This is a genomic window from Pseudomonas vancouverensis (assembly GCF_004348895.1).
In the GTDB taxonomy this organism is placed as follows: Bacteria; Pseudomonadota; Gammaproteobacteria; order Pseudomonadales; family Pseudomonadaceae; genus Aquipseudomonas; species Aquipseudomonas vancouverensis.
In genome coordinates, this window is record NZ_RRZK01000027.1 from 82,786 (window position 1) to 106,712 (window position 23,927).

Annotated in this window: 20 protein-coding genes; 11 read left to right on the plus strand and 9 right to left on the minus strand. The window is 60.6% G+C overall.

Annotated elements, in window-relative coordinates:
• Nucleotides 1-3: 3 nt before the first annotated feature.
• Together EIY72_RS18765 and EIY72_RS18770 are read right to left on the minus strand one after the other, a co-directional pair.
• Nucleotides 4-414 (minus strand): RidA family protein, encoded by a 411-nt coding sequence (locus EIY72_RS18765; RefSeq protein ID WP_093223276.1) that lies wholly within the window; start codon nt 412-414, stop codon nt 4-6.
• Nucleotides 414-1,775 (minus strand): flavin-containing monooxygenase, encoded by a 1,362-nt coding sequence (locus EIY72_RS18770; protein WP_197678841.1) that lies wholly within the window; start codon nt 1,773-1,775, stop codon nt 414-416. The genes EIY72_RS18765 and EIY72_RS18770 overlap by 1 nt, the downstream gene beginning before the upstream one ends.
• A gap of 272 nt (nt 1,776-2,047) precedes the next feature.
• On the opposite strand from EIY72_RS18770, the gene EIY72_RS18775 reads away from it, so the two are divergent.
• From EIY72_RS18775 to EIY72_RS18790, 4 genes are all read left to right on the plus strand, one after another.
• Nucleotides 2,048-3,424, plus strand: coding sequence for a pyridoxal-phosphate dependent enzyme (locus tag EIY72_RS18775; protein ID WP_093223279.1), 1,377 nt, complete (start codon nt 2,048-2,050; stop codon nt 3,422-3,424).
• Nucleotides 3,421-4,599 carry a trans-sulfuration enzyme family protein gene (locus tag EIY72_RS18780; protein WP_093223282.1) on the plus strand — a complete coding sequence of 393 codons (1,179 nt, stop codon included), beginning with the start codon at nt 3,421-3,423 and terminating at the stop codon, nt 4,597-4,599. The genes EIY72_RS18775 and EIY72_RS18780 overlap by 4 nt, the downstream gene beginning before the upstream one ends.
• Nucleotides 4,600-4,829: 230 nt before the next feature.
• Entirely contained in the window at nt 4,830-6,089 is a 1,260-nt protein-coding gene (locus tag EIY72_RS18785) for an acyl-CoA dehydrogenase family protein (protein ID WP_093223285.1), read from the plus strand.
• Between the two features lie 26 nt (nt 6,090-6,115).
• A complete protein-coding gene (locus EIY72_RS18790; RefSeq protein ID WP_093223289.1) occupies nt 6,116-6,316 on the plus strand; it encodes a tautomerase family protein in 201 nt (66 codons plus the stop codon).
• Nucleotides 6,317-6,331: 15 nt separating this feature from the next.
• On the opposite strand, the gene EIY72_RS18795 is transcribed toward EIY72_RS18790, so the two are convergent.
• Complete coding sequence (locus EIY72_RS18795; protein ID WP_093223291.1) at nt 6,332-7,228, minus strand: LysR family transcriptional regulator; 897 nt, start codon at nt 7,226-7,228, stop codon at nt 6,332-6,334.
• Nucleotides 7,229-7,384: 156 nt separating this feature from the next.
• On the opposite strand from EIY72_RS18795, the gene EIY72_RS18800 reads away from it, so the two are divergent.
• From EIY72_RS18800 to EIY72_RS18825, 6 genes are all read left to right on the plus strand, one after another.
• A complete protein-coding gene (locus EIY72_RS18800; protein WP_231985576.1) occupies nt 7,385-8,812 on the plus strand; it encodes a purine-cytosine permease family protein in 1,428 nt (475 codons plus the stop codon).
• 185 nt (nt 8,813-8,997) lie between these two features.
• The gene (locus EIY72_RS18805; RefSeq protein ID WP_093223298.1) at nt 8,998-9,849 is read left to right on the plus strand and encodes a putative selenate ABC transporter substrate-binding protein; all 852 of its coding nucleotides are present in this window, start codon (nt 8,998-9,000) and stop codon (nt 9,847-9,849) included.
• Nucleotides 9,846-10,643, plus strand: coding sequence for a phosphonate ABC transporter ATP-binding protein (locus EIY72_RS18810; protein ID WP_093223301.1), 798 nt, complete (start codon nt 9,846-9,848; stop codon nt 10,641-10,643). Before EIY72_RS18805 ends, EIY72_RS18810 begins: the two co-directional genes overlap by 4 nt.
• Nucleotides 10,637-11,464 carry a PhnE/PtxC family ABC transporter permease gene (locus EIY72_RS18815; protein ID WP_093223304.1) on the plus strand — a complete coding sequence of 276 codons (828 nt, stop codon included), beginning with the start codon at nt 10,637-10,639 and terminating at the stop codon, nt 11,462-11,464. Before EIY72_RS18810 ends, EIY72_RS18815 begins: the two co-directional genes overlap by 7 nt.
• The gene (phnE, locus tag EIY72_RS18820) at nt 11,461-12,228 is read left to right on the plus strand and encodes a phosphonate ABC transporter, permease protein PhnE (protein WP_093223307.1); all 768 of its coding nucleotides are present in this window, start codon (nt 11,461-11,463) and stop codon (nt 12,226-12,228) included. The genes EIY72_RS18815 and phnE overlap by 4 nt, the downstream gene beginning before the upstream one ends.
• A 959-nt stretch (nt 12,229-13,187) precedes the next feature.
• Nucleotides 13,188-15,110, plus strand: a complete 1,923-nt coding sequence (locus EIY72_RS18825) for an alkyl/aryl-sulfatase (RefSeq protein WP_093230620.1) — start codon at nt 13,188-13,190, stop codon at nt 15,108-15,110.
• Between the two features lie 131 nt (nt 15,111-15,241).
• Here EIY72_RS18825 and EIY72_RS18830 read toward each other — a convergent pair whose 3' ends face one another.
• The 3 genes from EIY72_RS18830 to EIY72_RS18840 form a co-directional block, all read right to left on the minus strand.
• Nucleotides 15,242-17,143 (minus strand): GAF domain-containing hybrid sensor histidine kinase/response regulator, encoded by a 1,902-nt coding sequence (locus EIY72_RS18830; RefSeq protein ID WP_093223310.1) that lies wholly within the window; start codon nt 17,141-17,143, stop codon nt 15,242-15,244.
• Between the two features lie 96 nt (nt 17,144-17,239).
• Complete coding sequence (locus tag EIY72_RS18835) at nt 17,240-18,355, minus strand: formylglycine-generating enzyme family protein (protein ID WP_093223313.1); 1,116 nt, start codon at nt 18,353-18,355, stop codon at nt 17,240-17,242.
• Between the two features lie 14 nt (nt 18,356-18,369).
• Nucleotides 18,370-20,721 carry an arylsulfatase gene (locus EIY72_RS18840; RefSeq protein WP_093223316.1) on the minus strand — a complete coding sequence of 784 codons (2,352 nt, stop codon included), beginning with the start codon at nt 20,719-20,721 and terminating at the stop codon, nt 18,370-18,372.
• 286 nt (nt 20,722-21,007) lie between these two features.
• Here EIY72_RS18840 and EIY72_RS18845 point away from each other — a divergent pair, with 286 nt between their 5' ends.
• The gene (locus EIY72_RS18845; RefSeq protein WP_157720942.1) at nt 21,008-21,703 is read left to right on the plus strand and encodes a 2'-5' RNA ligase family protein; all 696 of its coding nucleotides are present in this window, start codon (nt 21,008-21,010) and stop codon (nt 21,701-21,703) included.
• Between the two features lie 41 nt (nt 21,704-21,744).
• Here EIY72_RS18845 and EIY72_RS18850 read toward each other — a convergent pair whose 3' ends face one another.
• The 3 genes from EIY72_RS18850 to pstB form a co-directional block, all read right to left on the minus strand.
• Nucleotides 21,745-22,347 (minus strand): hypothetical protein, encoded by a 603-nt coding sequence (locus EIY72_RS18850; RefSeq protein WP_231985577.1) that lies wholly within the window; start codon nt 22,345-22,347, stop codon nt 21,745-21,747.
• Nucleotides 22,347-23,045: a hypothetical protein gene (locus EIY72_RS18855; RefSeq protein WP_093223322.1), complete on the minus strand. Its 699-nt coding sequence runs from the start codon at nt 23,043-23,045 to the stop codon at nt 22,347-22,349. Before EIY72_RS18855 ends, EIY72_RS18850 begins: the two co-directional genes overlap by 1 nt.
• Nucleotides 23,046-23,139: 94 nt before the next feature.
• Nucleotides 23,140-23,901, minus strand: a complete 762-nt coding sequence (pstB, locus tag EIY72_RS18860) for a phosphate ABC transporter ATP-binding protein PstB (protein WP_231985600.1) — start codon at nt 23,899-23,901, stop codon at nt 23,140-23,142.
• Between the last annotated feature and the right edge of the window lie 26 nt (nt 23,902-23,927).

Consider the following 23,927-nt stretch of genomic DNA (forward strand, 5'->3'; position numbering starts at 1 on the left):
TCCTTATTCCGGGATAACCGCGATCACATCGATTTCCATCAGCCACTGCGGCTGGCCGAGGGCGCTGACCACCAGGCCGGTGGAAATCGGGAACACGCCTTTGAGCCACTTGCCGACTTCCTGATAGACCGGCTCGCGATAGCGCGGGTCGGTCAGGTAGGTGGTGGTCTTGACGATGTGGCTCAGGTCGCTGCCGGCCTCTTCCAGCAACTGCTTGACGTTGCGCATGGCCTGTTCGGCCTGGGCCCGCGGATCACCGAGGCCGACCAGCCGGCCCTCGAAATCCGTGCCGACCTGACCGCGTACGTACACGGTGTTGCCGGCGCGCACGGCCTGGCACAGGTCGTTGTCGAGCGTCTGGTTCGGGTAGGTGTCTTTGGTGTTGAACATGCGGATGCGGGTATGAGTAGGCATCAACGAACTCCCATGAGGCTGGCTTTCGGCAGAGTGGAACGGGCGGCCTCAGCCTGACGCTGGGTCGCATCCCGGTAAGTGTGATAAGTGCGCTGTTTGATGATGTGATCGGCGATGTGCTTGGCGTCGTGCCAAACACCCCAGATGAATGCGGAGCCACGGCGGGACTGCCACGGCAGGCCGACGAAATAGACGCCCGGCTCGGCGGACACACCGCGCTGGTGCTGGGGCTTGCCGTTGTCCTTGAAGGCATCGACTTTCAGCCAGCTGTAATCGGTGGTGTAGCCGGTGGCCCAGATGATGGTGGTGACACCGGCCTTGAGCAGGTCGAGTTCCAGGATCGGATTTGTCACACAGTCCGGATCGGCGAGCATGACGCGCGCTTCGGGTTCCAGCGGCAGGTCGAGGCCATTGCTTTCGATATAGGCATCGGCCTTGTCGAGCAGCGCCAGGTAGTTCTCGTCGCCACGGCGGATGTTGTCGGCCAGGTTGTTCTCGAAGCTCACCACGGCGCCATCGAACGACTGGGTCAGACCGACCAGGGTCATGCCCTGATGGGCCAGGCGACGGAAGTCCACGGTGTGGCCGCCACGGGCACCGCTCACAGCGATGGTCACGTGTTCCTTGCCCGGCTGCATGGCCTCGGCATCCCACTCGCCGAGCACGCCCAGCCACCAGCAAAAATCACGGTTGCGGTAGGCACGCGGTGGACGGTCATGGGCACCGACCGAGAGGTACACCTGTTTGCCGGAACGTTGCAGTTCATCGGCGATCTGCACCCCCGACGAACCGGCGCCCACCACCAGCACCGCGCCTTCGGCCAGTTGTTGCGGGTTGAAGTACTGCGCAGAGTGAATCTGGGTGATGCCGGCAATGTCCGGGGCAATCGGTGGAATGGATGGCCGCTGGAACGGACCGGTGGCAACCACCAGGTTGTTGGCGCAAATCACGCCTTCGGAGGTTTCCACAGTAAAGCCGCGACGACCGATGTTGCGCTCCACCTTCCTGACTTCGACGCCGGTACGGATCGGTGCATTGAACTGCCGGGCATAGGCTTCGAAGTACTGTGCCACCTGCTCCTTGCCGGCAAAGCCGTCCGGGTCCAGGCCTTCGAATTCAAGCCCAGGGAAGCGGTCATGCCATGCCGGACCGTTGGCCACCAGCGAATCCCAGCGACCGGTGCGCCAGGCTTCGGCGATACGGTTACGCTCCAGCACCAGATGCGGCACGCCCAGTTTGCTCAGGTGTTCACTCACGGCCACGCCGGCCTGGCCGGCGCCTACAACAAGCGTATCGATTTCGGTTTTATCAACGGTCATGGCTGTGCACTTCTGAAAGTTGGTTTGATTCAGGTCGGTCATGGCTGCCGCCTCGAGGCTGATCACTGTTGTTCTTGTGTTGCGGCTATCGGTGTCAGGGTGTTGGCCGCATTCTGTTCGGAGCCGGGGATTAGCGAAATTATGTTTTTTGTGGTCGCTGGCGAGGAAAAAGCGTCGAGGCGACCGGCTGGCCGCACAAGGTTGCGGCAGACCTGATCCGGGCCTATGGTCCTAGCGAGGCCTGTGATGGATGCCCGATGGCGTGCCACAGGTTGCAGTCCACCCAGTGCGAATTTGCGCAAGGAAGTGACGACATGCCTGAAAATTCCCGCCCTGCCGTACTCGAACTGATCGGCAACACTCCCCTGGTACGCGTCAGCCGATTCGATACCGGCCTCTGCACGCTGTTTCTCAAACTCGAATCACAGAACCCCGGCGGCTCGATCAAGGACCGCATCGGCCTGGCGATGATCGACGCCGCCGAGCGCGACGGCCGCCTCAAACCCGGCGGCACCATCGTCGAAGCCACCGCCGGCAACACCGGACTGGGCCTGGCCCTGGTCGGCCGCGCCAAGGGCTACCGGGTGGTGCTGGTGGTGCCGGACAAGATGTCCACGGAAAAAGTCCTGCACCTCAAGGCCATGGGCGCCGAGGTGCACATCAGCCGATCCGACGTCGGCAAGGGCCATCCCGAGTATTACCAGGACGTCGCGGCGCGTCTGGCCCAAGGCATTCCCGATGCGTTTTTCGCCGACCAGTTCAACAACCCGGCCAACCCCCTGGCCCACGAATGCAGCACGGCGCCGGAGATCTGGGCGCAAACCCAGCATGATGTCGACGCCATCGTGGTTGGCGTCGGTTCGGCCGGCACCCTGACCGGGTTGACCCGTTTCTTCCAGCGGGTGCAACCGGACCTGGAAATGGTCCTTGCCGACCCGGTCGGTTCGGTAATGGCTGAATACAGCCGCAGCGGCACCCTGCCCACCCCCGGTTCATGGGCCGTGGAAGGCATAGGCGAAGACTTCATCCCGTCGATTGCCGACCTGTCCAGTGTGCGTCACGCCTACTCGATCAGCGATGAAGAGAGCTTCGATCACGCCCGGCAACTGCTGCGTGCCGAAGGCATTCTCGGCGGCTCGTCCACCGGCACCCTGCTCGCGGCGGCGCTGCGCTACTGCCGTGAACAGACCACGCCGAAACGCGTGGTCAGCTTTGTCTGCGACACCGGTACGCGTTATCTGTCGAAGGTCTACAACGATCAGTGGATGAACGATCAGGGCCTGTTGCGGCCCAAACACTACGGCGATTTGCGCGACCTGATCGCGCGGCGTTTCGAGGATGGCCGGGTGATCAGCGTCGGCCCCGACGACACCCTGCTCACCGCCTTCCAGCGCATGCGCCTGGCCGACGTCTCGCAATTGCCGGTGCTGGTCAAGGGTCAACAGCTGGTCGGGGTGATCGACGAATCCGACATCCTGCTGGGTGTGCACGAAGACGCTGCACTCTTTCGCAAGACCGTGGCCAGCCACATGACCGACAAACTGCAAACCCTGCCACCAAGTGCGACTTTGGCGGAACTGGAAGCCGAGCTGGGCCGCGGCCTGGTGGCGATCATCCAGGACGCCTCGGGCTTCCATGGCCTGATAACCCGAACCGACATGCTCAACCATTTGCGGAGATCCCTGCCATGAGTCAACGCGATAAAACCGCCCCGCCCCAGGGTTTTGCCACCCGGGTGATCCATGCCGGGCAGGTGCCGGACCCGACCACCGGGGCGCTGATGCCGCCGATCTATGCCAACTCGACCTACCTGCAACAGAGCCCCGGCGTGCACAAGGGCTTCGATTACGGGCGCTCGCACAACCCGACGCGCTTTGCCCTGGAACGCTGCGTGGCGGATCTGGAAGGTGGCAGCCAGGCGTTCGCCTTCGCCTCGGGGCTGGCGACCATTTCCACGGTGTTGGAGTTGCTTGATGCCGGCTCGCACATCGTTTCCGGCAACGACCTGTATGGCGGCACCTTCCGCCTGTTCGACAAGGTTCGCCAGCGCAGTGCCGGGCATCGTTTCAGCTTCGTCGACCTGACCGACCTGTCGGCCTTCGAAGCGGCGTTGCAGGACGACACGCGCATGGTCATGGTCGAAACCCCGAGCAATCCGCTGTTGCGCCTGACGGACCTGGCCGCCATCGCCCGCACCTGCCGTGCCCGCGGAATCATTTGCGTGGCCGACAACACCTTCGCCAGCCCCTGGACGCAACGGCCGCTGGAACTGGGCTTCGACATCGTCCTGCACTCGACCACCAAGTACCTCAACGGCCACTCCGACGTGATCGGCGGCATAGCCGTGGTCGGGCAGAATCCGGCACTGGCCGAACGCCTGGGCTTTTTGCAAAACGCCGTCGGCGCCATTGCCGGCCCGTTCGACGCCTTCCTCACTTTGCGCGGGGTGAAAACCCTGGCGCTGCGCATGGAACGCCACAGCAGCAACGCCCTGGCGCTGGCGCAATGGCTGGAACAACAGCCGCAAGTGGCGCGGGTCTACTACCCCGGCCTGCCGTCGCACCCGCAACACGAACTGGCCAAGCGACAGATGCACGGCTTCGGCGGGATGATTTCCCTGGACCTCAACAGCGACCTGGCCGGGGCCAAGCGTTTCCTCGAAAACGTGCAGATCTTCGCCCTGGCCGAAAGCCTGGGCGGCGTGGAAAGCCTGATCGAACACCCGGCGATCATGACCCACGCCACCATCCCACCGGCGACCCGGGCGGAACTGGGCATTGGTGATGGCCTGGTGCGGTTGTCCGTCGGCGTCGAAGACGTGGAGGATCTGCGCGCGGATCTGGCGCAGGCGTTGGCGCGGATGTAAACCAGACGCCAGCGGGGAGGATCAGCCGGCCTCCCCGCCCTCACATCAAGAAATCTTGATACCGGCCTCACGACATACAGATTCCACTTGATGTATCCCCGCTTTAATCTCGCTTCAGCTCCTGCAAAAGAGCCTTCCAGCATTAAACATGAAAACAATAAAGCGACTTCCACACGAAGTTGCGTTACCGGCTCGCCGGTTATTTATTAAAACAATGGAATAATAAAACAATGGCCATTGACTTTAGTCTGACAGACACACAACTAAAAACCCGCGAGGCGATGCGCGAATTCTCCCGTCAATATTTGTCAAAAGTTGAAAAAACCATCGCGCCATTTAAAACACCGGAAGAGCGGGTCAAGGCGATCCAGCCGTTCTTTCAAAAGATGGTTCAGGCCGGCTTCCTCAAATCCATTATTCCGGAGCGCGATGGCGGTACTTATCAGGGCTTGCTGGATCTGGTGGTCTGCGGCGAGGAAGCCTCGGTCGGTGACGTCAACGTCAGTTGTGCGTTGTTTTCCTGCGGCTTGGGGCTGTCGCCGATCATCTCCCACGGCACCCCGGAGCAGCGGGCGAAATTCCTCAAGCCTTTCCTCGCCAATGACGGTGCGCCCCTGGCCGCGCTGGCCTTCAGCGAAGCCGGCGGCACGGCGAACTTCGATGACCCGGACCCGCAAGCGGGTACCCGCACCGTGGCCTACCGCGACGGCGACGAATGGGTGATCAGCGGCAACAAGTTCTTCATCACCAACGGCTGGGGCTGGGAAGGTGAAGGCGCTGACCTGTTCGTGGTCTCAGCGCGCACCGACCTGAGCGTCCCGTCTGCCGATTCGCTGGCGGTGTTTGCCGTGCCGCGCCCGAGCAAAGGCTTGTCGTTCGGCAAGTCGCTGGAAACCATGGGCCACCGCGCCACGCCTTCACCGCGCCTGACCTTCGATGAGGTGCGAGTGCCGCTGGATCACATGATCGGCAAACCCGGCGATGGCGTGGCGATCCTGGCGCAGACCTTCGCCTGGTCGGGCGTGGGTGTCGCGGCGGAAGCCGTCTGTGTGATGCGCCAGGCCTTCGAAGCGGCCCTGCACTTTGCCAGGACCGACTGTCGCAATGGCTCAAAACCGATCATTGCGCACCAGAACGTCGGCTACATGCTCGCCGACATCAAGATGCGCCTGGAAGCGGCCCGCTACCTGACCTGGAAAGCCGCCCACTACTTCGATCAAACCGGCGGGGCCGGCACCGAGCTGGCGGTGATGGCCAAGGTTTACTGCTCGGAACAGGCGGTGCAGGTGGTCTATGACGCCATGCGCATCGTCGGCATCGAGAGTTATGCCGATGAGCTGCCTTTCACCCGTCTGTTGCAGGACGCCATGGCGTTCCCGCTGTACGACGGCGGCAACATGGGCATTCGCAGGCGGGAGCTTCACAAGATGCTGCAGGGCGCCGACTATGATCCGCTCGCGGCCAGCGAAGGTCGCGTGGGGTTTGCTTAACAGCGTCTTTTTAAAGGAGTTCAGCCATGCCTTTCGTCAACGTCAGAGTCACGCCGGGAATCACCCGGGAGCAAAAAGCCGAGGTCATTCGCGAGATCACCGACACCTTGCAACGGGTGCTGGGCAAAGACCCGTCGCTGACCCATATCGTCATCGATGAGGTGAACCCTGATAACTGGGGCCACGGTGGTTCGACTGTCACGCAGTTGCTGGAGCAGGCACCCTGATTTCGAGAGGGTTGTTCAAAGACCATGCACTGCGCGCAGGTCTTCGATAAAGGCCCGCACCGCTTCACTTTGAGGCTGGCCGATGTGAGTGATCAGGCTGTGTTGCAACTCATAGTGAAGCGCTTCGGGTTGCAGGATGCACATCTTGCCGGCGTCCAGCCAGGGTTGCGCGTAGTGCACTGGCAGATAACCCAGGTGGGTGCCGGCGAGGATCGCGTGCAGCACCGCTTCCACATGGTGCGCGGTGGCCGAAGCCCGCTCAGGCGCCGGGGGCTGCAACAGGTCGGCGGGCAGGAAGCCGTACTTGATCCAGTCGCACGAGCGTAGCTGTTCCAGGCTCGGCTGGGCAGTGGCAAATAGTGGGTGGAGATGGCCGCAGAACACCGCGACCTCTTCGCTGTACAGCGGTTGGTAATCGAGGGTCGGCAGGGAACGGCCGAAGTAGGACACCGCCAGGTCGAGCTGGCCGTCGATGACCGCCAGCTCCAGTTCGGTCGGGGAGTTGACGAAGACATGCAGGTGCACATCGTGCTCGCGCTGGTAAAAACGATTGATCGCGGCGTCAATATGCGCCCGGGGCAAGGTCGCGATGTTGTCGGCCAGGCCCAGGTAGACGTCACCGACCAGGCGCCCGGCCAGGCTCTGGGCGTCACTGCGGAAAACATCGAGGGCACCAAACAGTTGCGTGGCGGACTCAAGGATCTTCTGGCCTTTCTCGGTCAGGCGAAAACCGCCCTTGCCGCGCTCGCAGACGCGATAGCCCAGGCGTTTTTCCAGGCTGGAAATCTGCATGCTGATGTTCGACTGGCTCATGTTCAACTCCGCTTGCGCGGAAGTAAAACCACCACACTTAACCACCACGGAGAAGATACGCAATAAACGCAAATCCATGTCCGTCACATTTCTAAGCATGGCAACTCCTGAGCAATCAGCAATAAACGGACAGGGATAATCCGGCAACATTCAACGACATGTTTATAACAGTGTCAACACGCCTTTTTATATAAGGCGGGCAACTTCGTGCTGCGCAAAAAGCTTCTAGAACAACAACTAAAAATGAGGTTCAACATGGCCACACCACAGAACAATGAAACGGGGCGTCCAAAAATAGAAGTTCGCTCCATTGACTATATCCCGCGAAATGAACGCCACGGCAAAGTCTGGCACCAGGGCCCGTTCTGGTTTTCCGGCAATTTTGTGATCATGACCATGATCATCGGGTTTATCGGCCCATCGATGGGCCTGAGTACCCTGTATTCGGTCCTGGCCATTGCCCTGGGTGTCGGTTTTGGCACCTTCTTCATGGCCTTCCATGCCAATCAGGGACCGACCATGGGCCTGCCGCAGATGATCCAGTCCCGTGCCCAGTTCGGCATGCGCGGAGCCATCCTGCCGTTTGCCGCGGTGATCTTCTGCTACATCGGTTTCAACGTGTTCAACGTCATCCTCGCCACCGATGCCGTGCAAACAGTGGTCCCCGGGGTGCGTGAGCCCTGGTATCTGCTCTGGGTTGGCGCGGCGGCGTTACTCGCGGTGATCGGCCATGACCTGCTGCACACCGTACAGCGCTGGCTGAGTTACCTGATCATCGCCGTCTACAGCCTGATGACCGTCGCCGCCCTACTGACGCTGCACGCGGATGCCGCGCTGACCGCGACGCACTTCAACCTCGATGCCTTTCTCGTGCAACTGGGCGCTGCCGCCGGTTACCAGATCAGTTATTCGGTGTACGTCTCCGACTACTCGCGTTACCTGCCCCACGACACGCCAATGCGCAAGATCGTCTGGTGGACCTACCTCGGCGCGGCGTGTTCGGCGCTGTGGCTGATGTCCCTCGGTGCGCTGATCGGCTCGGCCATCCCGGAACCGAATGCGATCGGCAGCCTGCGTCAGGTCGGCAATCAGTTCATCAACGGCTTCGGCACCTTCACCGTGCTGATTTCCCTGCCGACCCTGATCGGCATCATGGCCGTCAACTTCTACGGCGCCATGCTGACCGGCATCAGTGCCCTGGATGCATTCCGCAAAGTCGCGCCGACCCTGCGTAGTCGCATCGCGGGCATCGGCATCACCGCGCTGATCGTGTTTGCCATTGCCCTGGCCATTCCGCAGCAGTACCTGGCCACCTTCAACACCTTCATCTTGCTGATCCTGTACTTCCTGATCCCGTGGACGGCGGTGAACCTGGTGGACTTCTATTTCGTGCGCAAGGGCCACTATGCGATCAGCGAAATCTTCAACCCTGACGGCATCTATGGCCTGTGGTCGCGCCCGGGGTTGCTCGCCTGGTTTGCCGGGTTGCTGGCGATGGTGCCTTTCATGTCCCTGAGCTTCTATACCGGGCCGATCGCCCAAGCCCTCGGTGGCGCCGACATCGCCTTCATCATCGGCCTGCCGGTCTCCGGCTTCGGCTACTGGTTGCTGACCCGCCACCTGCAGGCCGCCAACGAGACGCAGGTGATCCTGGCCAGCGAAAAAATCCTCGAACAAGCCTGATTCGAGCCCGCCCCCGCTCTAACCCGTGTGTTCAGGCAAACACACGGGTTGCCCGACTTTGCTGGTCATGTGCGCCAGAGTCCCTATAATCGCGACGTTTTCGTCTACCCTCACGAAGCGTCGTGCAGCAATCAGCGTGTGCGGGGCGCATCGACATTTTTCCGCTATTGAACCGGAGAACTTCCATGCTCAAACGTACCCTGGCCCTGGCCGTCGGCCTGACCTTGTCCCTTTCCACCCTGCTGGCACAGGCTGCCGAGACCCTCAAGGTCAGCGCCATTCCCGATGAAGCCCCGACCGAACTGCTGCGCAAATTCAAGCCGCTGGGCGAGTACCTGGAAAAACAGCTGGGCATGAAAGTCGAATTCGTCCCGGTGTCCGACTATCCGGCGGTGGTTGAAGCGCTGGCCACCGACCGCATCGACATGGCCTGGCTGGGCGGCTTCACCTTTGTCCAGGCACGCTTGAAAACCGGCAATGCCATTCCCCTGGTGCAGCGTGAGCAGGACGCCCAGTTCACCAGCAAATTCATCACTGCCGACCCGGCCGTGCACTCACTCAAGGACCTCAAGGGCAAGTCGTTTGCCTTCGGTTCGGTGTCGTCGACCTCCGGCAGCCTGATGCCGCGCTACTTCATGCTGCAGGACGGGATCAAGCCGGAAGACTATTTCAGCCGCGTCGGTTACTCCGGCGCCCACGACGCCACCGTCGCCTGGGTGCAGGCCGGTAAGGTCGATGCCGGTGTGCTGAACGCCAGCGTCTGGGAAAAACTGGTCGCCGCCGGCAAGGTCGACACCGACAAGGTCAAGGTCTTCGCCACCACCCCGGCCTACTACGACTATAACTGGACCGTGCGCGGCACCCTCGACCCGGCGCTGGCGGCGAAGATCAAGGCGGCCTTCCTCGCCCTCGATCCGGCCAAGCCCGAAGACAAGGCGATTCTCGACCTGCAGGCGGCCAGCCGTTTCATCGAGACCAAGCCTGAAAACTACAAGGGCATCGAGGAAGCCGCACGCGCTGCCGACCTGCTCAAATGACCTTGCAGTTGAATCAGGTCAGCCTCACGCACGCCAATGGCGTGCGTGCGCTGCAGCAGTTGGACCTGCACATCGGTGCGGCTGAACAGGTCGCCATCATCGGACCGTCCGGTGCCGGCAAGTCGAGCCTGCTCAATGTGCTGGCCACCGCCCTGCGCCCGGACAGCGGTTCGATCGAGGCGCTCGGCGAACCGGCCTGGGCACTGTCCGCTCGCCAGCGCCAGCGCCTGCGCGCGCGCATTGGCCTGGTGCATCAGGCGCCGCCTTTGCCACCGCGTCAGCGCGTGATCACGGCGGTGCTCGCGGGCAAGCTCGGGCAATGGAGTTTTGCCAAAAGCCTGCTCAACCTGCTGCACCCACTGGATGTACCCGGTGCACGGGCGGCGCTGCTCAAGCTCGACCTCGGTGACAAGCTGTTCGCCCAGTGCCAGCAACTCTCCGGCGGCCAACTGCAACGGGTGGGCATTGCCCGGGTGCTGTATCAGTCGCCCGAGGTGCTGCTGGCCGATGAACCGGTCTCGGCGATGGACCCGGTGCTGGCCGGGCACACCCTGTCGGTGCTCTGCCGGCATGCCAGCGAACACCGGGTGACCCTGGTCGCCAGCCTGCACGCGGTGGACCTGGCCCTGGCGCACTTCTCGCGGATCATCGGCCTGCGTGAAGGGCAAATCCTCTTCGACCTGCCCGCCGCTGAAGTCGACCACGATCTGCTCGACAGGCTCTACGCCAACGAACAACTGCAATCCCCGCCTGCACCCGTGGTGCCTTTGCACGTGCAGATTCCGCGATGCTGAAGCACGACAGCCGCGACCCGGCCACTGTCCCGCGCCTGCTGCTCGCGCTGTTGGCGCTGGCCTTGCTCTGGCCGGGTATCCGCTTGAGCGAACTGGACCTTGGCGTGCTGCTCAAGGCCGACAGCCAGAGCGAGATGGGTCGCTTTGTCGCTACCTTCTGGCCACCGGCCCATGGCGAAGAATTCCTGCAACTGCTGTGGCAAGCCACCTTGCAGACCCTGGCGATTGCCACCGCCGGCATGGCCTTGGCCCTGTTGTTGGCGGTGCCCGCGAGCCTGCTGGCCAGTCGCGCGTTGTCGCTGTCGGCCGCCTCGCGCAGTGGTCGCCCAAGCGCCTTGGGCCGCTTGCTACGTTGGCCGGTACGCGGCCTGTTGATCTTCCTGCGCAGCGTGCCGGAAATCGTCTGGGCCTTGCTGTTCGTGCGCGCCGTCGGCCTCGGCCCGACCGCCGGAGTGCTGGCGATTGCCATCACCTACAGCGGCATGCTCGGCAAGGTCTACGCGGAAATCTTCGAGTCGGTCGACCAACGCCCCGCCCACGCCCTGATGCAGGCCGGTAGTGGACGCTTGGCTGCGTTCTGCTACGGCATCCTGCCCAATGTCGCCGCCGAACTGCTGTCATACACCGTGTACCGCTGGGAATGCGCGATACGCGCCTCGGTGGTCATGGGTTTTGTCGGCGCCGGCGGCCTGGGCCAGCAGATCGACCTGTCGTTGCGCATGTTCGCCGGCGGTGAGGTGGCGAGCATGTTGCTGACCTTCTTCGTGCTCGTGCTGCTTGCCGACCAGATCAGCCGTCTCCTGCGCTGGAGGTTTGCATGAACCGCCTGCTCAACCTCGTACTGATCCTGGGCATCGGCGCCGCCGTGATCGCCTCGTTCAGCTATCTGGGCATTGATCTTGACGCGCTGGGCAGCCACGACAACCTGAAGCAGATGGGTGCCTATGCGCTGCGCTTCTTGAGCCCGGATTTGAGCGCAACGCACCTGCAAGCCATCGGCCGAGGCGCGATGGAAACCCTGGCCATGTCGGCACTCGGCACCTTGCTCGCTGCGGTGTTCGGCCTGCTCCTGGCGTTGCCGGCGGCCGGGCGATTCGGTGGCTGGCTGCAGGCCGCCGCGCGCCTGCTGCTCAACGGCCTGCGAGCCATTCCGGAACTGGTGTGGGCGGCGCTGATGGTGTTCGCCGCCGGCCTCGGCCCGAACGCCGGCACCCTGGCCCTGGCCATGCACACCACCGGCGTCCTCGGTCGCCTGTTCGCCGAAGCCCTGGAAAACACCCCGGCAGAACCGGCCCAGGCCATTCGTTTACAGGGCGGCAACGTGGTCTGGGCGTTCTGCTACGGCACCCTGCCCAACCTGTTCCCGCAGTTGCTGGCGTACATCCTCTACCGTTGGGAAAACAACATCCGCATGGCCAGCGTCCTCGGCTTCGTCGGCGCCGGTGGCTTGGGGCAGATGCTCTACGTCAGCCTCAGCCTGTTCCAGGAGGCACGGGCCAGCACCATCATTCTGGCGATGTTGCTGTTGGTGTTTGCGGTTGATGGCCTGAGTAGCTGGAGTCGGCAGCGCTGGGTCAAGGCGTGAGGCGCGATTGCGTGGACCTGCACATTCGATTGCATTCGAGTTGATCAGGCAGGTCAATGCGCAATCGGTCGAGCATTAATCTGGATCGATCAAGCATCGATCAAGAGAGCTGCTTATCGATTAATGACTCCCGGATTTTGATGCGAATCTCACGATTGAAAAGTCATCGACAAGATGCCAGCGCCCCGAGCAAAGGCTCAGTCTAGTCCGTTCAAACCAAGCCCGCGCTCATTAAGCTGTAAACGCTTTGATTGAAGTTTGGCGCGAATTGGTGGACTGCGGAATTCAATAACTCTGCGCAATACGCCAGCCTCATTAGTGGCTCAGTCACTGGCTCAAGTGCAACTAGAGAGGCGAACATCAGCACACCAATTCAATAAACGTGCATTGACAGGTCCTCTCACTCTGTTGACGAAAGCGCCTGTTTCACCAGCACCACAAGTGCCACTATTTTAGTATTATGAAACAACTAGAAATACTTATTCTCGGTCTAAATAAGTTGCACGACTGCGTATCCTTACTAGGCTCTTGCTAGTCATGGCTGGCTTGGGCACAAGCTTATACGGCCTACTCTCGCAAGCTCGAGACGACTCCTAAAAACCATTAGCCGCGTAAATACCGGGATTTTTTTATTCAACATTGGGACAGCTCAACAACTTAAACCCGCACAGGTAAAAGGTGTTTTATTTGCGTAGCAGAAACACAAATAACGCGACACGCGGGAGAGGTCTCCACTCAGATTACAGAAGCATTACCGTCCGGTTAACCCCCGAAATCCCTCTTTGTGAAGAGAGATGACTAGACGTAACGCTGGCAGTTGCCTTGAAAGGTACGGCGCATCAAGTAAGAAGGAGCTTTACATGAATGCGATTGCTCGAACCTCGAATCTCAAAGCTAAAAGCACATCCACTGAAATCTGGAAACTCAGCACCTCGGTCCTGCTGGCGGCGGCCATCGCCATGACCAACCATGCCTGGGCCGCGGAATCGCCCAAGCCAGCGACAGAGGCCACCAAAGCGGCCAACGATGCCCTGCTTCAGGAACTGCCGTTCAACGACAAGACTTCGTTCGAATTGGCGCACAAGGGCTTTATCGCGCCACTGCCCTCGGACCCGATCAAGGGCCCAAGCGGCAATATGATCTGGGACCCGAACAAGTACGGTTTCATCAAGGAAGGCGAAGCGGCCCCGGCCAGTACCAACCCCAGCCTGTGGCGGCAGTCGCAGTTGATCAACATTTCCGGCCTGTTCGAAGTCACCGACGGTATCTACCAGGTACGTAATTACGACCTGTCGAACATGACCATCGTCGAAGGCAAGCATGGCATCACCATCTTCGATCCGCTCATCTCCAGTGAAACCGCCAAGGCGGCGCTTGATCTTTACTTCAAGCACCGTCCGAAAAAGCCGGTAGTCGCGGTGATCTACACCCACAGCCACGTCGACCACTACGGCGGCGTACGCGGCGTGGTAGATGAGAAGGACGTCAAGGCCGGCAAGGTGAAGATCTACGCGCCCAAAGGCTTCCTGGAACATGCGGTTGCCGAGAACGTCATGGCCGGGACCGCGATGAGCCGTCGCGCCAGCTACATGTACGGCAACCTGCTGCCACCCAACGAAACGGGGCAATTAGGTGCCGGGCTGGGCACCACCACCTCTGCCGGTACAGTGACCCTCATCCCGCCGACCGACATCATTGAGAAGACCGGCGAGAAGCATGTGATTGACGGTCTCACTTATGAGTTCCTCTATGCGCCGGGCAGTGAGGCGCCGGCCGAGATGCTGTATTACATCAAGGAGAAGAAGGCCCTGAACACGGCCGAGGACTCCACCCATACCATGCACAACACCTACTCGCTGCGTGGCGCGAAAATTCGCGAGCCGCTGCCGTGGTCCAAGTATCTCAATGAGGCGCTGAAGATGTGGGGCAACGACGTACAGGTCATGTACGCCATGCACCACTGGCCGGTCTGGGGCAACAAGGAAGTGAAGGATCAACTGTCGTCCCAGCGTGACATGTATCGCTACATCAACGACGAAACCCTGCGCCTGGCCAACAAGGGGTACACCATGACCGAAATCGCCGAGCAGGTGAAACTGCCCAAGTCGATTGCCGACCGTTTCTCCAACCGGGGTTACTACGGTTCCCTGAACCACAACGTCAAGGCCACCTATGTTCTGCATCTGGGTTGGTTCATCGGCAACCCGGCCACCTTGTGGGAGCTGCCACCGGATGAACAAGCCAAGCGTTATGTCGACATGATGGGCGGTGCTGAAGCGGTGCTGACCAAGGCCAAGGAGTACTACGACAAGGGTGATTACCGCTGGGTCGCCGAGGTCGTCAACCATGTGGTCTTCGCCGACCCGAGCAATCAGGCGGCGAAAAACCTGCAAGCCGACACGCTGGAGCAACTGGGTTACCAGGCCGAGAGCGGACCATGGCGCAACTTCTACCTGACCGGTGCCCAGGAGTTGCGCAATGGCGTACAGAAGCTGCCAACACCGGACACCGCCAGCCCGGACACCGTCAAGGCGATGGACCTGGACCTGTTCTTCGACTTCCTGGCCATGCGCCTCAAAGGGCCTGAAGTGGGAGACAAGCACATCACCCTCAACCTGGACTTCACCGACCTGAAACAGAAGTACACGCTGGAGATGGTCAACGGTGTACTCAACCACACCGAAGGTGCGCAAGCGAAGGACGCCGATGCAACCATCACCCTGACCCGTGACACCTTGAACAACATCATGCTCAAGCAGACCACGCTGAAGGATGCTGTCACTGCAGGCAATGTGAAGATCAACGGCAACGAGGGCAAGCTTGATGAGTTGATGAGCTACATGGATAACTTCGACCTGTGGTTCAACATCGTCACCCCCTGATGCTCCTACTGAGGCCTGACTGCATCAAGGCAAGCCACTGGCAAACGTCAGTGGCTTGCCTCTTGTTGTTCTATAGATACGAAAAGCCCCGGTATGCCTTGGTGGCACTGATCGCTCGCTGTCTGGAAATGCTATTTCACGAGCAATTCACGCACCCGAGTTCCGAGGGTTTCAACGGCAAAGGGTTTGGTCAGCACGTGCATGCCCGACTTGAGCTGCCCCTTTCCAATGGCTGCGCTTTCGGCATACCCGGTGATGAACAGGGTCTTCAGATCAGGGCGCAGTTCCATCCCGGCGTCGGCCATCTGTCGACCGTTCATGCCACCGGGCAGACCCACGTCGGTGACCAGCACGTCGATGTGTATATCCGAACGAAGCAGTTTGAGTCCCGCCGTGCTGTCGCCGGCCTCAATCACCGTGTAACCAAGTTCGCCCAGCACATCCGCCATCAGCATGCGTACGGTCGGCTCGTCGTCCACCAGCAGCACCGTCTCACCGTGCTGCTCGACCGCCACTGCCGCCTTGCCGGGCGTTGGTTCGTCCTGGGGGATGACGCCATTGTGCCGAGGCAAGTAGATCGACACCGTCGTGCCTTCGCCCACCTTTGAATCGATGCGCACTTGCCCGCCAGACTGCTGGGCAAAACCGTAGATCATCGAGAGACCGAGGCCCGTGCCCTGGCCAATGGGTTTTGTCGTGAAAAACGGCTCGAACACATGGGCCATCACCTCTGGCGACATACCCATGCCGGTATCCGTAACGGACAGGCAAAGGTATTGCCCTTCAGCCAAATCACAAACGCGAGCTTGCTCAAGATCCAGACATTGGTTGGTGGTCTGCAACGTGATGCGGCCACCGTCAGGCATGGCATCGCGGGCGTTGATGCAGAGGTTGAGCAAGGTATTTTCAAGCTGGCTGGCATCGACGAGCACTGGCCACTGGTCTGCGCTTCCCAGTGTTTCGACCTGGATGCCGGGCCCCACTGTTCGCTGGATCAGCTCGGTCATTCCATAAATCAGCGTATTGGCATTCGTGGGGCGCGGTTCGAGCGTCTGGCGACGGGAGAACGCCAGGAGGCGGTGGGTCAACGTGGCCGCGCGCTTGGCGGCGCCCTCCGCAGCAGCCATGTACTTGTGGATTTCGCTCCAGCGCCCCTGGGTGATGCGTCGGCTCATCAGTTCAAGGGAGCCTGAAATGCTCGCGAGCAAATTATTGAAATCGTGGGCCAGGCCACCCGTCAACTGCCCCACCGCTTCCATCTTCTGTGACTGGCGCAGCTTCTCTTCGGCCTGCATCAACCTGGTTGTTCGTTCTGCCACACGCTGCTCCAGTGTTTCGTTGAGCCGAAGCAGTTTGGCCTCGGTCTGGCGCTGCCGCTCTTCGATTTCACGCAGGGCGCTGCACGTGCGGGCAAGCTCCTGTTCGCGGGCACGCAACGCCTCCTCGGCCATGGTGCGCTCCAGCAAGTCGGCGGCCTGGCGCGCCAGGATATCCAGCAGTCGCAGGTCTCGTTCGGAGGGTTGATGTGGCTCGCGCCAGTGAGTGGAGATCATGCCGAGCAAATGGCCGTTGCGCGACATCAGCGGTGTGGTCTGCGCGGAACGGATACCCGCGCTGCGAAAGGCAAGCAGGTCTGGCGTCCCGGCAATGTCGTCCCATTGCTCAAAGTCGGCAATGATTGCCCGCCGCCCCAGCTTGAGCGCCAAAGTGCAACTGCTGTAGGCCGCAGGGTTCACCCATTGCCAGAATCCGACAGCTTCGGCTGACAACCCGCGTGAGCACAGGAGTTGAAGTTCACCACCGTGCCCCGAGGAATGCCCGTGAGGGCAAAGCAGTTGCATCGTGCCGAATTGCGAGCCGGTGATGGAGACTGCCGCATCAACGATCTTGCCGTAGAGCGCTTCGCGATCCTGCTCACCAATCAACTCGACGCTGATGCGGTGCAAGAGATCGATATCGGAGGGGTCATTATTCGATGCCCTGGAGGAATCAGGAGCAAGCTCCACCGGATAGGCGACATGCAGAGGGTTCATGGCTGCTCCTGTGGAGCTGGAATAAGCAGCAGGCAGACTATCAGTTAAACCCCCACAGGGCGACGGTCCGCGCTGACCTTGCTGGCGCCGTAGGGGTCAGTGTGCGCCCTCCCACTGCTCCTCGCTCATCGCCAGGCGAAACCCGAGATGTGACATCGGGTTGGCGGGATCGGAGCCTTGTCTGGCACTGGTACGAAAGCTGGTGCAGTAACTGTCGCTGCACAGGAACGACCCGCCGCGAATCACTCGCTGCGGCGCGTTGGCGGCCTCCCCCAGTGCCGGATCATAACTGTCGTCTGGGCCCTTCGGATTCACCGATACGCCACCCGTGGACTGACGCTCGGTAACCAGCTTGAAGGCATCGGTGCGGTACCAGTCTGCGACCCACTGCCAGACGTTACCCGACATATCGTACAAGCCATAGGCGTTGGCCGGATAAGTGGCCACCGGCTTGGTGCCGATCTTGAACAGGGTGCTGGCACTGGTCACCGGAAAGGGTTGCGCATCGTTCCAGGTGTTGGTCATCTGCTTGCCATCCGGGGAAAACTCGTTGCCCCAGGCATAGGTGGCCTGCTCCAGCCCGCCCCTGGCGGCGTATTCCCACTCGGCCTCGGTCAGCAGCCGCTTGTTGGCCCAGCGTGCGTAGGCCTGGACATCGGCATAGGACACCTGCACCACCGGATGGGCGTCCTTGCCCTCGATGTTGCTTTGCGGGCCGGTGGGATGGCGCCAGTTCGCACCGGGCACAAACACCCACCACTGGCTGAAATCATTCAGTGGCACCGGTCGCTCGCTGCCGACAAACACCATCGCCCCTGGTACCAGCAGGCTGTCGTCCGGTTTGGGCGTGCCGGGTGGCAACTGCACCTTCAGGTCTTCCCAATCGGGTTTGCGCTCGGCGGTGGTGACATAGTGGGTGGCGGCCACGAACCGGGCAAAGTCGGCATTGGTGACGTCGTAGCGATCGACCCAATAGCCCTCCAGTCGCACTTTGTGTACCGGCCCCTCATTGGGCTGGGCCTTCTTGTGGTCGCTGCCCATCAGAAACTCACCGGACGGAATCCAGACCATGTTCATCGGACCGGACTTGCCGTCCCCCACCGTCAACGGCGCAGGCCCACGCCAGTGCTGGTAACCCGCATACGACAGCCCGGCACCCACCACCAGCAATGGCAGCAGTACCATGCCCCAGCGTCGCTTCCTTACCTGCATACCCGTCTCCTGATTCATTTCAGATCAATCACGACCTTGGCGATGTCACCTTCGAACTTGAACGGCGGCTTGTAGGTATTGGATACCGGTTGCCCGCTGTCCTCGCCGATACCAAAGGTATCGATACCAAAACGCCCGGCGACTGTCTTGTCGACGCGACCTTCGGCGACTTGCTTGCCATCGACGAGGATTTTCGCCGTGCCGCCTTTGCCTGGACCCTGGCCGTCGTAGGCGAAGTCCAGCACCACTGTACTTTTGCCTTTGGGCACGGTCTGGTCGGCTGCCACCACGTAGCGATGCTCTTCGAACCAGTTGTAGTGGAACACCGGCTTGCCTTTGTCGAGGTACAGCGACATGCCGGCCGATACACCGCCGATCGCCATGATCACACCGCTGTCCTGGTCACTGTGGGTGTCGATTTCAGCGGTCAGTGTCCAGGAACGGTTTTTCATGTTCGGTGCAGCAGATTCGGCCAGCCGCGTGGCACCTGCGTAGTAGGTATATTGCTTGGCATCGGGCTGCGATCCCGGTACGCCAGGCTTGGGCACCCGCAAGCGTGCTGCACCGCGGTCATCCAGGGGATAGACGTTGTATTGAGTGGCCTGCTGATCGAATTTTGCCTTCATCTCCTGGAGTTTTTCCGGCATTTTCGCAGCCAGGTCATTGGACTCACTGAAGTCCTTGTCGAGGTTGTACAACTCCCACTTGTCTTCATCCCATTTGCCCGGTGCCAGGTCCTGGCGCCAAGGCAGGGTGTGCTGGGCATCGGCTTTCCAGCCGTTGTCATAGATGGAGCGGTTGGACAGCACTTCGAAATACTGCTCGGAGCGCGGTGACGGTGCCTTGGCATCGTTGAACACAGAAAGAAAGGAAGCCCCGGCCAGCGGCTTTTGCTGGACGCCGTTGACGCTGACCGGCATTGGCAGATGCGCCGCCTCGAGAATGGTTGGCACGACATCCACCAGGTGCAGGAACTGATCCCGGGGTTTGGGATCTGGCTTGATCTTCGCCGGCCACGACACCACCATCGGATTGCGTGTGCCGCCCAGGTGCGAGGCGACCTGCTTCACCCACTGGAACGGCGTATTGCCTGCCCAGGCCCAGCCGACTGGGTAATGCGCTTCGGTGGTCGGTCCGCCGATTTCGTCGTAGTACTTGAGCGTGTCCTCGATCGTGCTTTTCTCGCCATTGAGCGACTTGATCTCGTTGATCGTGCCATCCGGCCCGCCCTCGGCCGAAGCACCGTTGTCGCCGACCATGTACATGACGATGGTGTTTTCGGCACCGGGCAGGGTCTTGACGGCATCCAGCAGGCGGCCGATCTCGTGATCGGTGAACGCAAAGTAACCGGCAAAGTTTTCCATCAGGCGGGTGTAGAGTTTTTTCTGGTCGGCGGACAAGGTGTCCCAGGCCGGTACCCAATCGGGCCTCGGTGTGAGCTTGGTATCGGGGGGGATGATGCCCATCTCCAGCTGGCGCTTGTAAACCATCTCGCGGTACTTCTCCCAGCCCATGTCGAACTTGCCCTTGAACTGGTCTCGCCACTCCTTGGCGACCTGATGCGGTGCATGCATCGCACCCGGCGCGAAGTACATGAAGTAGGGTTTGTTGGGCGCCACGCTCTTGGTGTAGCGCAGTCGGGAAATGGCCCGGTCGGTCATGTCCGTCATCAAGTGGTAGCCCTGCTCAGGCTGGGTCGCCGGCTCCACGGCCGTGGTGTTTTCAAACAGCACCGGATAGTACTGGTTGGTTTCCCCGGCATTGAAACCGTAGAAGTATTCGAAGCCCATGCCCGTTGGCCAGCGATCGAAAGGACCGGCCGCCGAGGACTCCCAGTCCGGCGTGTTGTGGTTCTTGCCGAACCACGAGGTGCTGTAGCCGTTGTCCTTGAGGATCTCGCCGATGGTCGCGGTATCGCGCTGAATCATCGTGCTGTAGTTGGGCAGGCCGGTGGCCCACTCCATCAGGAAGCCGTTGCCGGCGTCGTGGTGATTACGACCAGTGAGCAGTGCTGCACGTGAAGGGCCGCAGATGCCGGTGGTGTGGAAGCGATTGAACTTCAAGCCCTCGGAGGCCAGCTTGTCCAGGTTGGGTGTCGGGATCAGCCCACCAAAGGTACTGCTCTGACCGAAGCCGACGTCATCGAGCAGGATGATCAGCACATTGGGTGCATCGGCCGGGGCGGTCGGTACCTGCTGCCAGGCTTCTTTGGATTGGGTGTAGTCCTTGCCGATCTTGCCCTCGAAAGGCGACAGCGGAATGGGCAGGACGCTGCGGTCAGGCCAACTGGCAGACGTATCAGCCGCCGTCGCGAAATGCGGCAGGGCGCCAAGCGAGATCAAAATCAGCAATGAACGAGACTTCATCTGACAATGCTCCAGAGTCGATGCGCACGAATCGTCCGCAGTCCGTTGGGCTAGACACCTTTTGATTGCCAAAAAAGCATAGTGCGAAATCTGCAATTGTGTAGTGAGGTAACCATCGGGCAGGCACCTGCCTGTGTGACGGCTATGGGGCGATGAGACATGGCCGGTGGAATCGGCCAGACGCCATTGGCGACGAGAAAGCATCCTGAATGAATGCTCGTCGACTACGCTGACTGTCATTCATCAGAACGTTCATGCCCTGCCAATGCCCGGCTGGAGAGGAGAGATGACGATGTTGAAGAAGGTGTTAGCACTGACGGCGCTGTTGATGGTCGTGCCATTCGCCAGCGCCCGCGATGACCTGATTGCCATTGATGTGCTCATCCAGCCAGACGCGAAAATGGTCGATGAGGCTGGAAAATGGAATGGCATGATGCGCGAACAGATTCCGGACGGTTTCGAACTGGATGCGGAACACGCCCCACACATCACCTTGCTCCAGCTGTACGTTGCGCAAGCTGACCTGCCGAAGGTCATGGCGGCAGTCGAGAAGGCGAAGTCCGGGTACGACCTCGGCAGCCTCGAAATGACTGCGACCGGGCTGTATCACATTGCCAATGGCAAGGTAGGTCTGGCCGGAATCGTCATCAAACCCACCGAACAGTTGCAGGTGTTGCAGCAGGCCATGATCGACGCCGCAGGCCAGTACGCGGTCAAGGGCGGTGATGCGTCGGCCTTCGTTCCCGACAAATCCGGCGCTGCCTTTCCCCCTGCCCTGTTCGAGTACGTCGACACCTTCATCCCTAAACAGACCGGTACCCAGTACAACCCGCACGTGACAATCGGCGTTGCGCCGCTCGACTGGCTCAAGGCACTGGAGGCCAAGCCCTTCGAAGCGTTCACCTTCGGTGCCAGGCGTATCGCGATCTATCAGCTGGGCAATTACGGCACGGCGTCAAAGCGCCTGGATAGCGGCCAATGAATGGTCGTACTTGCGATGAAAGAGGCCGCTTGGTTAGCGGCTCAGCCCATGCAGCCAGCGCCCTGCTGCCGAGCGATCAGCGCCTGGACCTCGGCGACTGAGTCCAGGACTCTCTGCGCCCAGCTCGCATCATCCGGACGCACCACAACAACGCGAAAACCGTGATCATGGCCTTCGCTCTTCACACCTTCGGAATCATCGACGTGCAAGTCGATGTCGAACGCCGGTGGAAGCTTCGAAGGCGCGTTGACCAGGCCTCGTTCCGTCAGGGCCTGGTTATGCCGGACACTGTTGACCACGCCGTCGACGTGGATTCCGTACAGCAGCAGCCAACGCCTGATGTAGGACGGTGTCCGCCCGGACGAGGTGTAGACCCAGATGCTGCAGCCCTGGCGGCGTAACTCGCGGGTCAGGGAACGGGTGCCGATCCGCAGCGGTTCGCCCAGCCAGCGATGAACAAACTCCGGCACCGGGCTTTGCTCGACGTCGCTATGGTGTGGCAGGCAGGCCAGGGTGTCATCGATATCAAACGAAATCCGAATGCGCTGACGCCTGAACAAGTAAGGCGCAAAGGCCGTCTTTACCGCCTGCCACAGCTGGCTGTTGATGACCCGGTACTTCTCAAGCATTGGATAGGTATTCATCAAGCACCCCCTTGATAGGCGGGGGCATGTTTTGCGCTCAGGAAAAACTTCTTCGGGTCCGGTGCCTGCTCTTCGAGGAAGGCGGCGTATTTTTTCTTGATCTTGGGCAATTCGAATAACGCCTTTACGCCATGCTTGGCGGAGTTGCGGATGACCGATGACGGATTGAAGTAACCCTTGGCGTTGTCCAGGGTCAGCACGAAGGGAGGCAGCCCCGCGCGCATCAGCAGGTAACTGACGATGAGCGAACCACTGCGATTGTTGCCCTCAATGAACAACTGCGGTTTGCTGAGAATCCGCACATAGACACCAGCCGCGCGCTTCCAGACTGACTCACTGCGATAGGCGGTGTACCAATTGAACAGATCCTTGATTCCACCTTCCACGTTGTTGAAAAAGTGCGCTTCAGTGGCCGCCAGGTGTGGCGCAAATTCCTCTCGGCGTGCAGGGTCGCGCCCGCACAGAACGGTGGCATTGATCTCCAGCATCAGGTTCAGTTGCTGCAAATCAAACAGGTCGACACCCCGTGCGACGTAGTCGTCGATCAGGGCGTAGCCCTCCAGCACATTCTTCAGCACTTCGTCGGTGAACGGGTCACGTGGCTCGGTGAAGTGCTCGCTGAGTTCAGCGAAGCGACTTTGCACCTCACGCAGTGCACGCTCAATCGCGGGCAAATCAAGACGACGCGTTACAGACATTGGCAACCTTGAACAAAGAAGTGTGAACCGAAGACAAATCTACGCAGGCCAGAACCGTACGGCCGTTGACGGCATACGGTCCTGGACAGATGACTTAGCTGAACTTGCCGCTGATGTAATCCTCGGTCATCTGTTCACGTGGGCTGTCGAAAATCTGCGCGGTTGGGCCCATCTCGACCAGATAGCCAGTGCGGGTTCCCTGGGAAATATCCACCGAGAAGAAGGCCGTCGTGTCGGCGACACGGATGGCCTGTTGCATGTTGTGGGTAACCAGGGCGATGGTGTAGTCCTTCTTCAACTCGACCATCAGTTCCTCGACACGGCGCGTGGCAATCGGGTCGAGCGCCGAGCACGGTTCATCCAGCAGCAGGACTTCCGGTTCAGTGGCGATGGCGCGAGCGATACACAGGCGCTGCTGTTGGCCACCGGAAAGGGACAGGCCGCTGACCTTGAGCTTGTCCTTGACTTCATCCCACAGCGCAGCGCCTTGCAGGGCGTGCTTTACACGGTCCCCCAGATCGCCCTTGTAGCGATTCAGGCGCAGGCCAAAAGCGACGTTGTCGAAGATGCTCATCGAGAACGGGTTTGGCTGTTGAAACACCATGCCGATATAGCGACGCACGACGACCGGGTCCACGCCCTTGCCATAGACGTCTTGCCCGAGGAAGTGCACGTGGCCTTCGAAGCGGAACCCTCTCACCAGGTCATTCATCCGGTTCAGGCTGCGCAGCACAGTGCTCTTGCCACAGCCGGAAGGACCGATGAATCCGGTGATCTTGTTTTTTTCAATCGGCACATGGCTGTCACGCACCGCCATGAAGTTGCCATAGAAAATCTTGTCCAGCTTGCAGTCCATGACCACTTCAGTCTTGGTGTCAACGG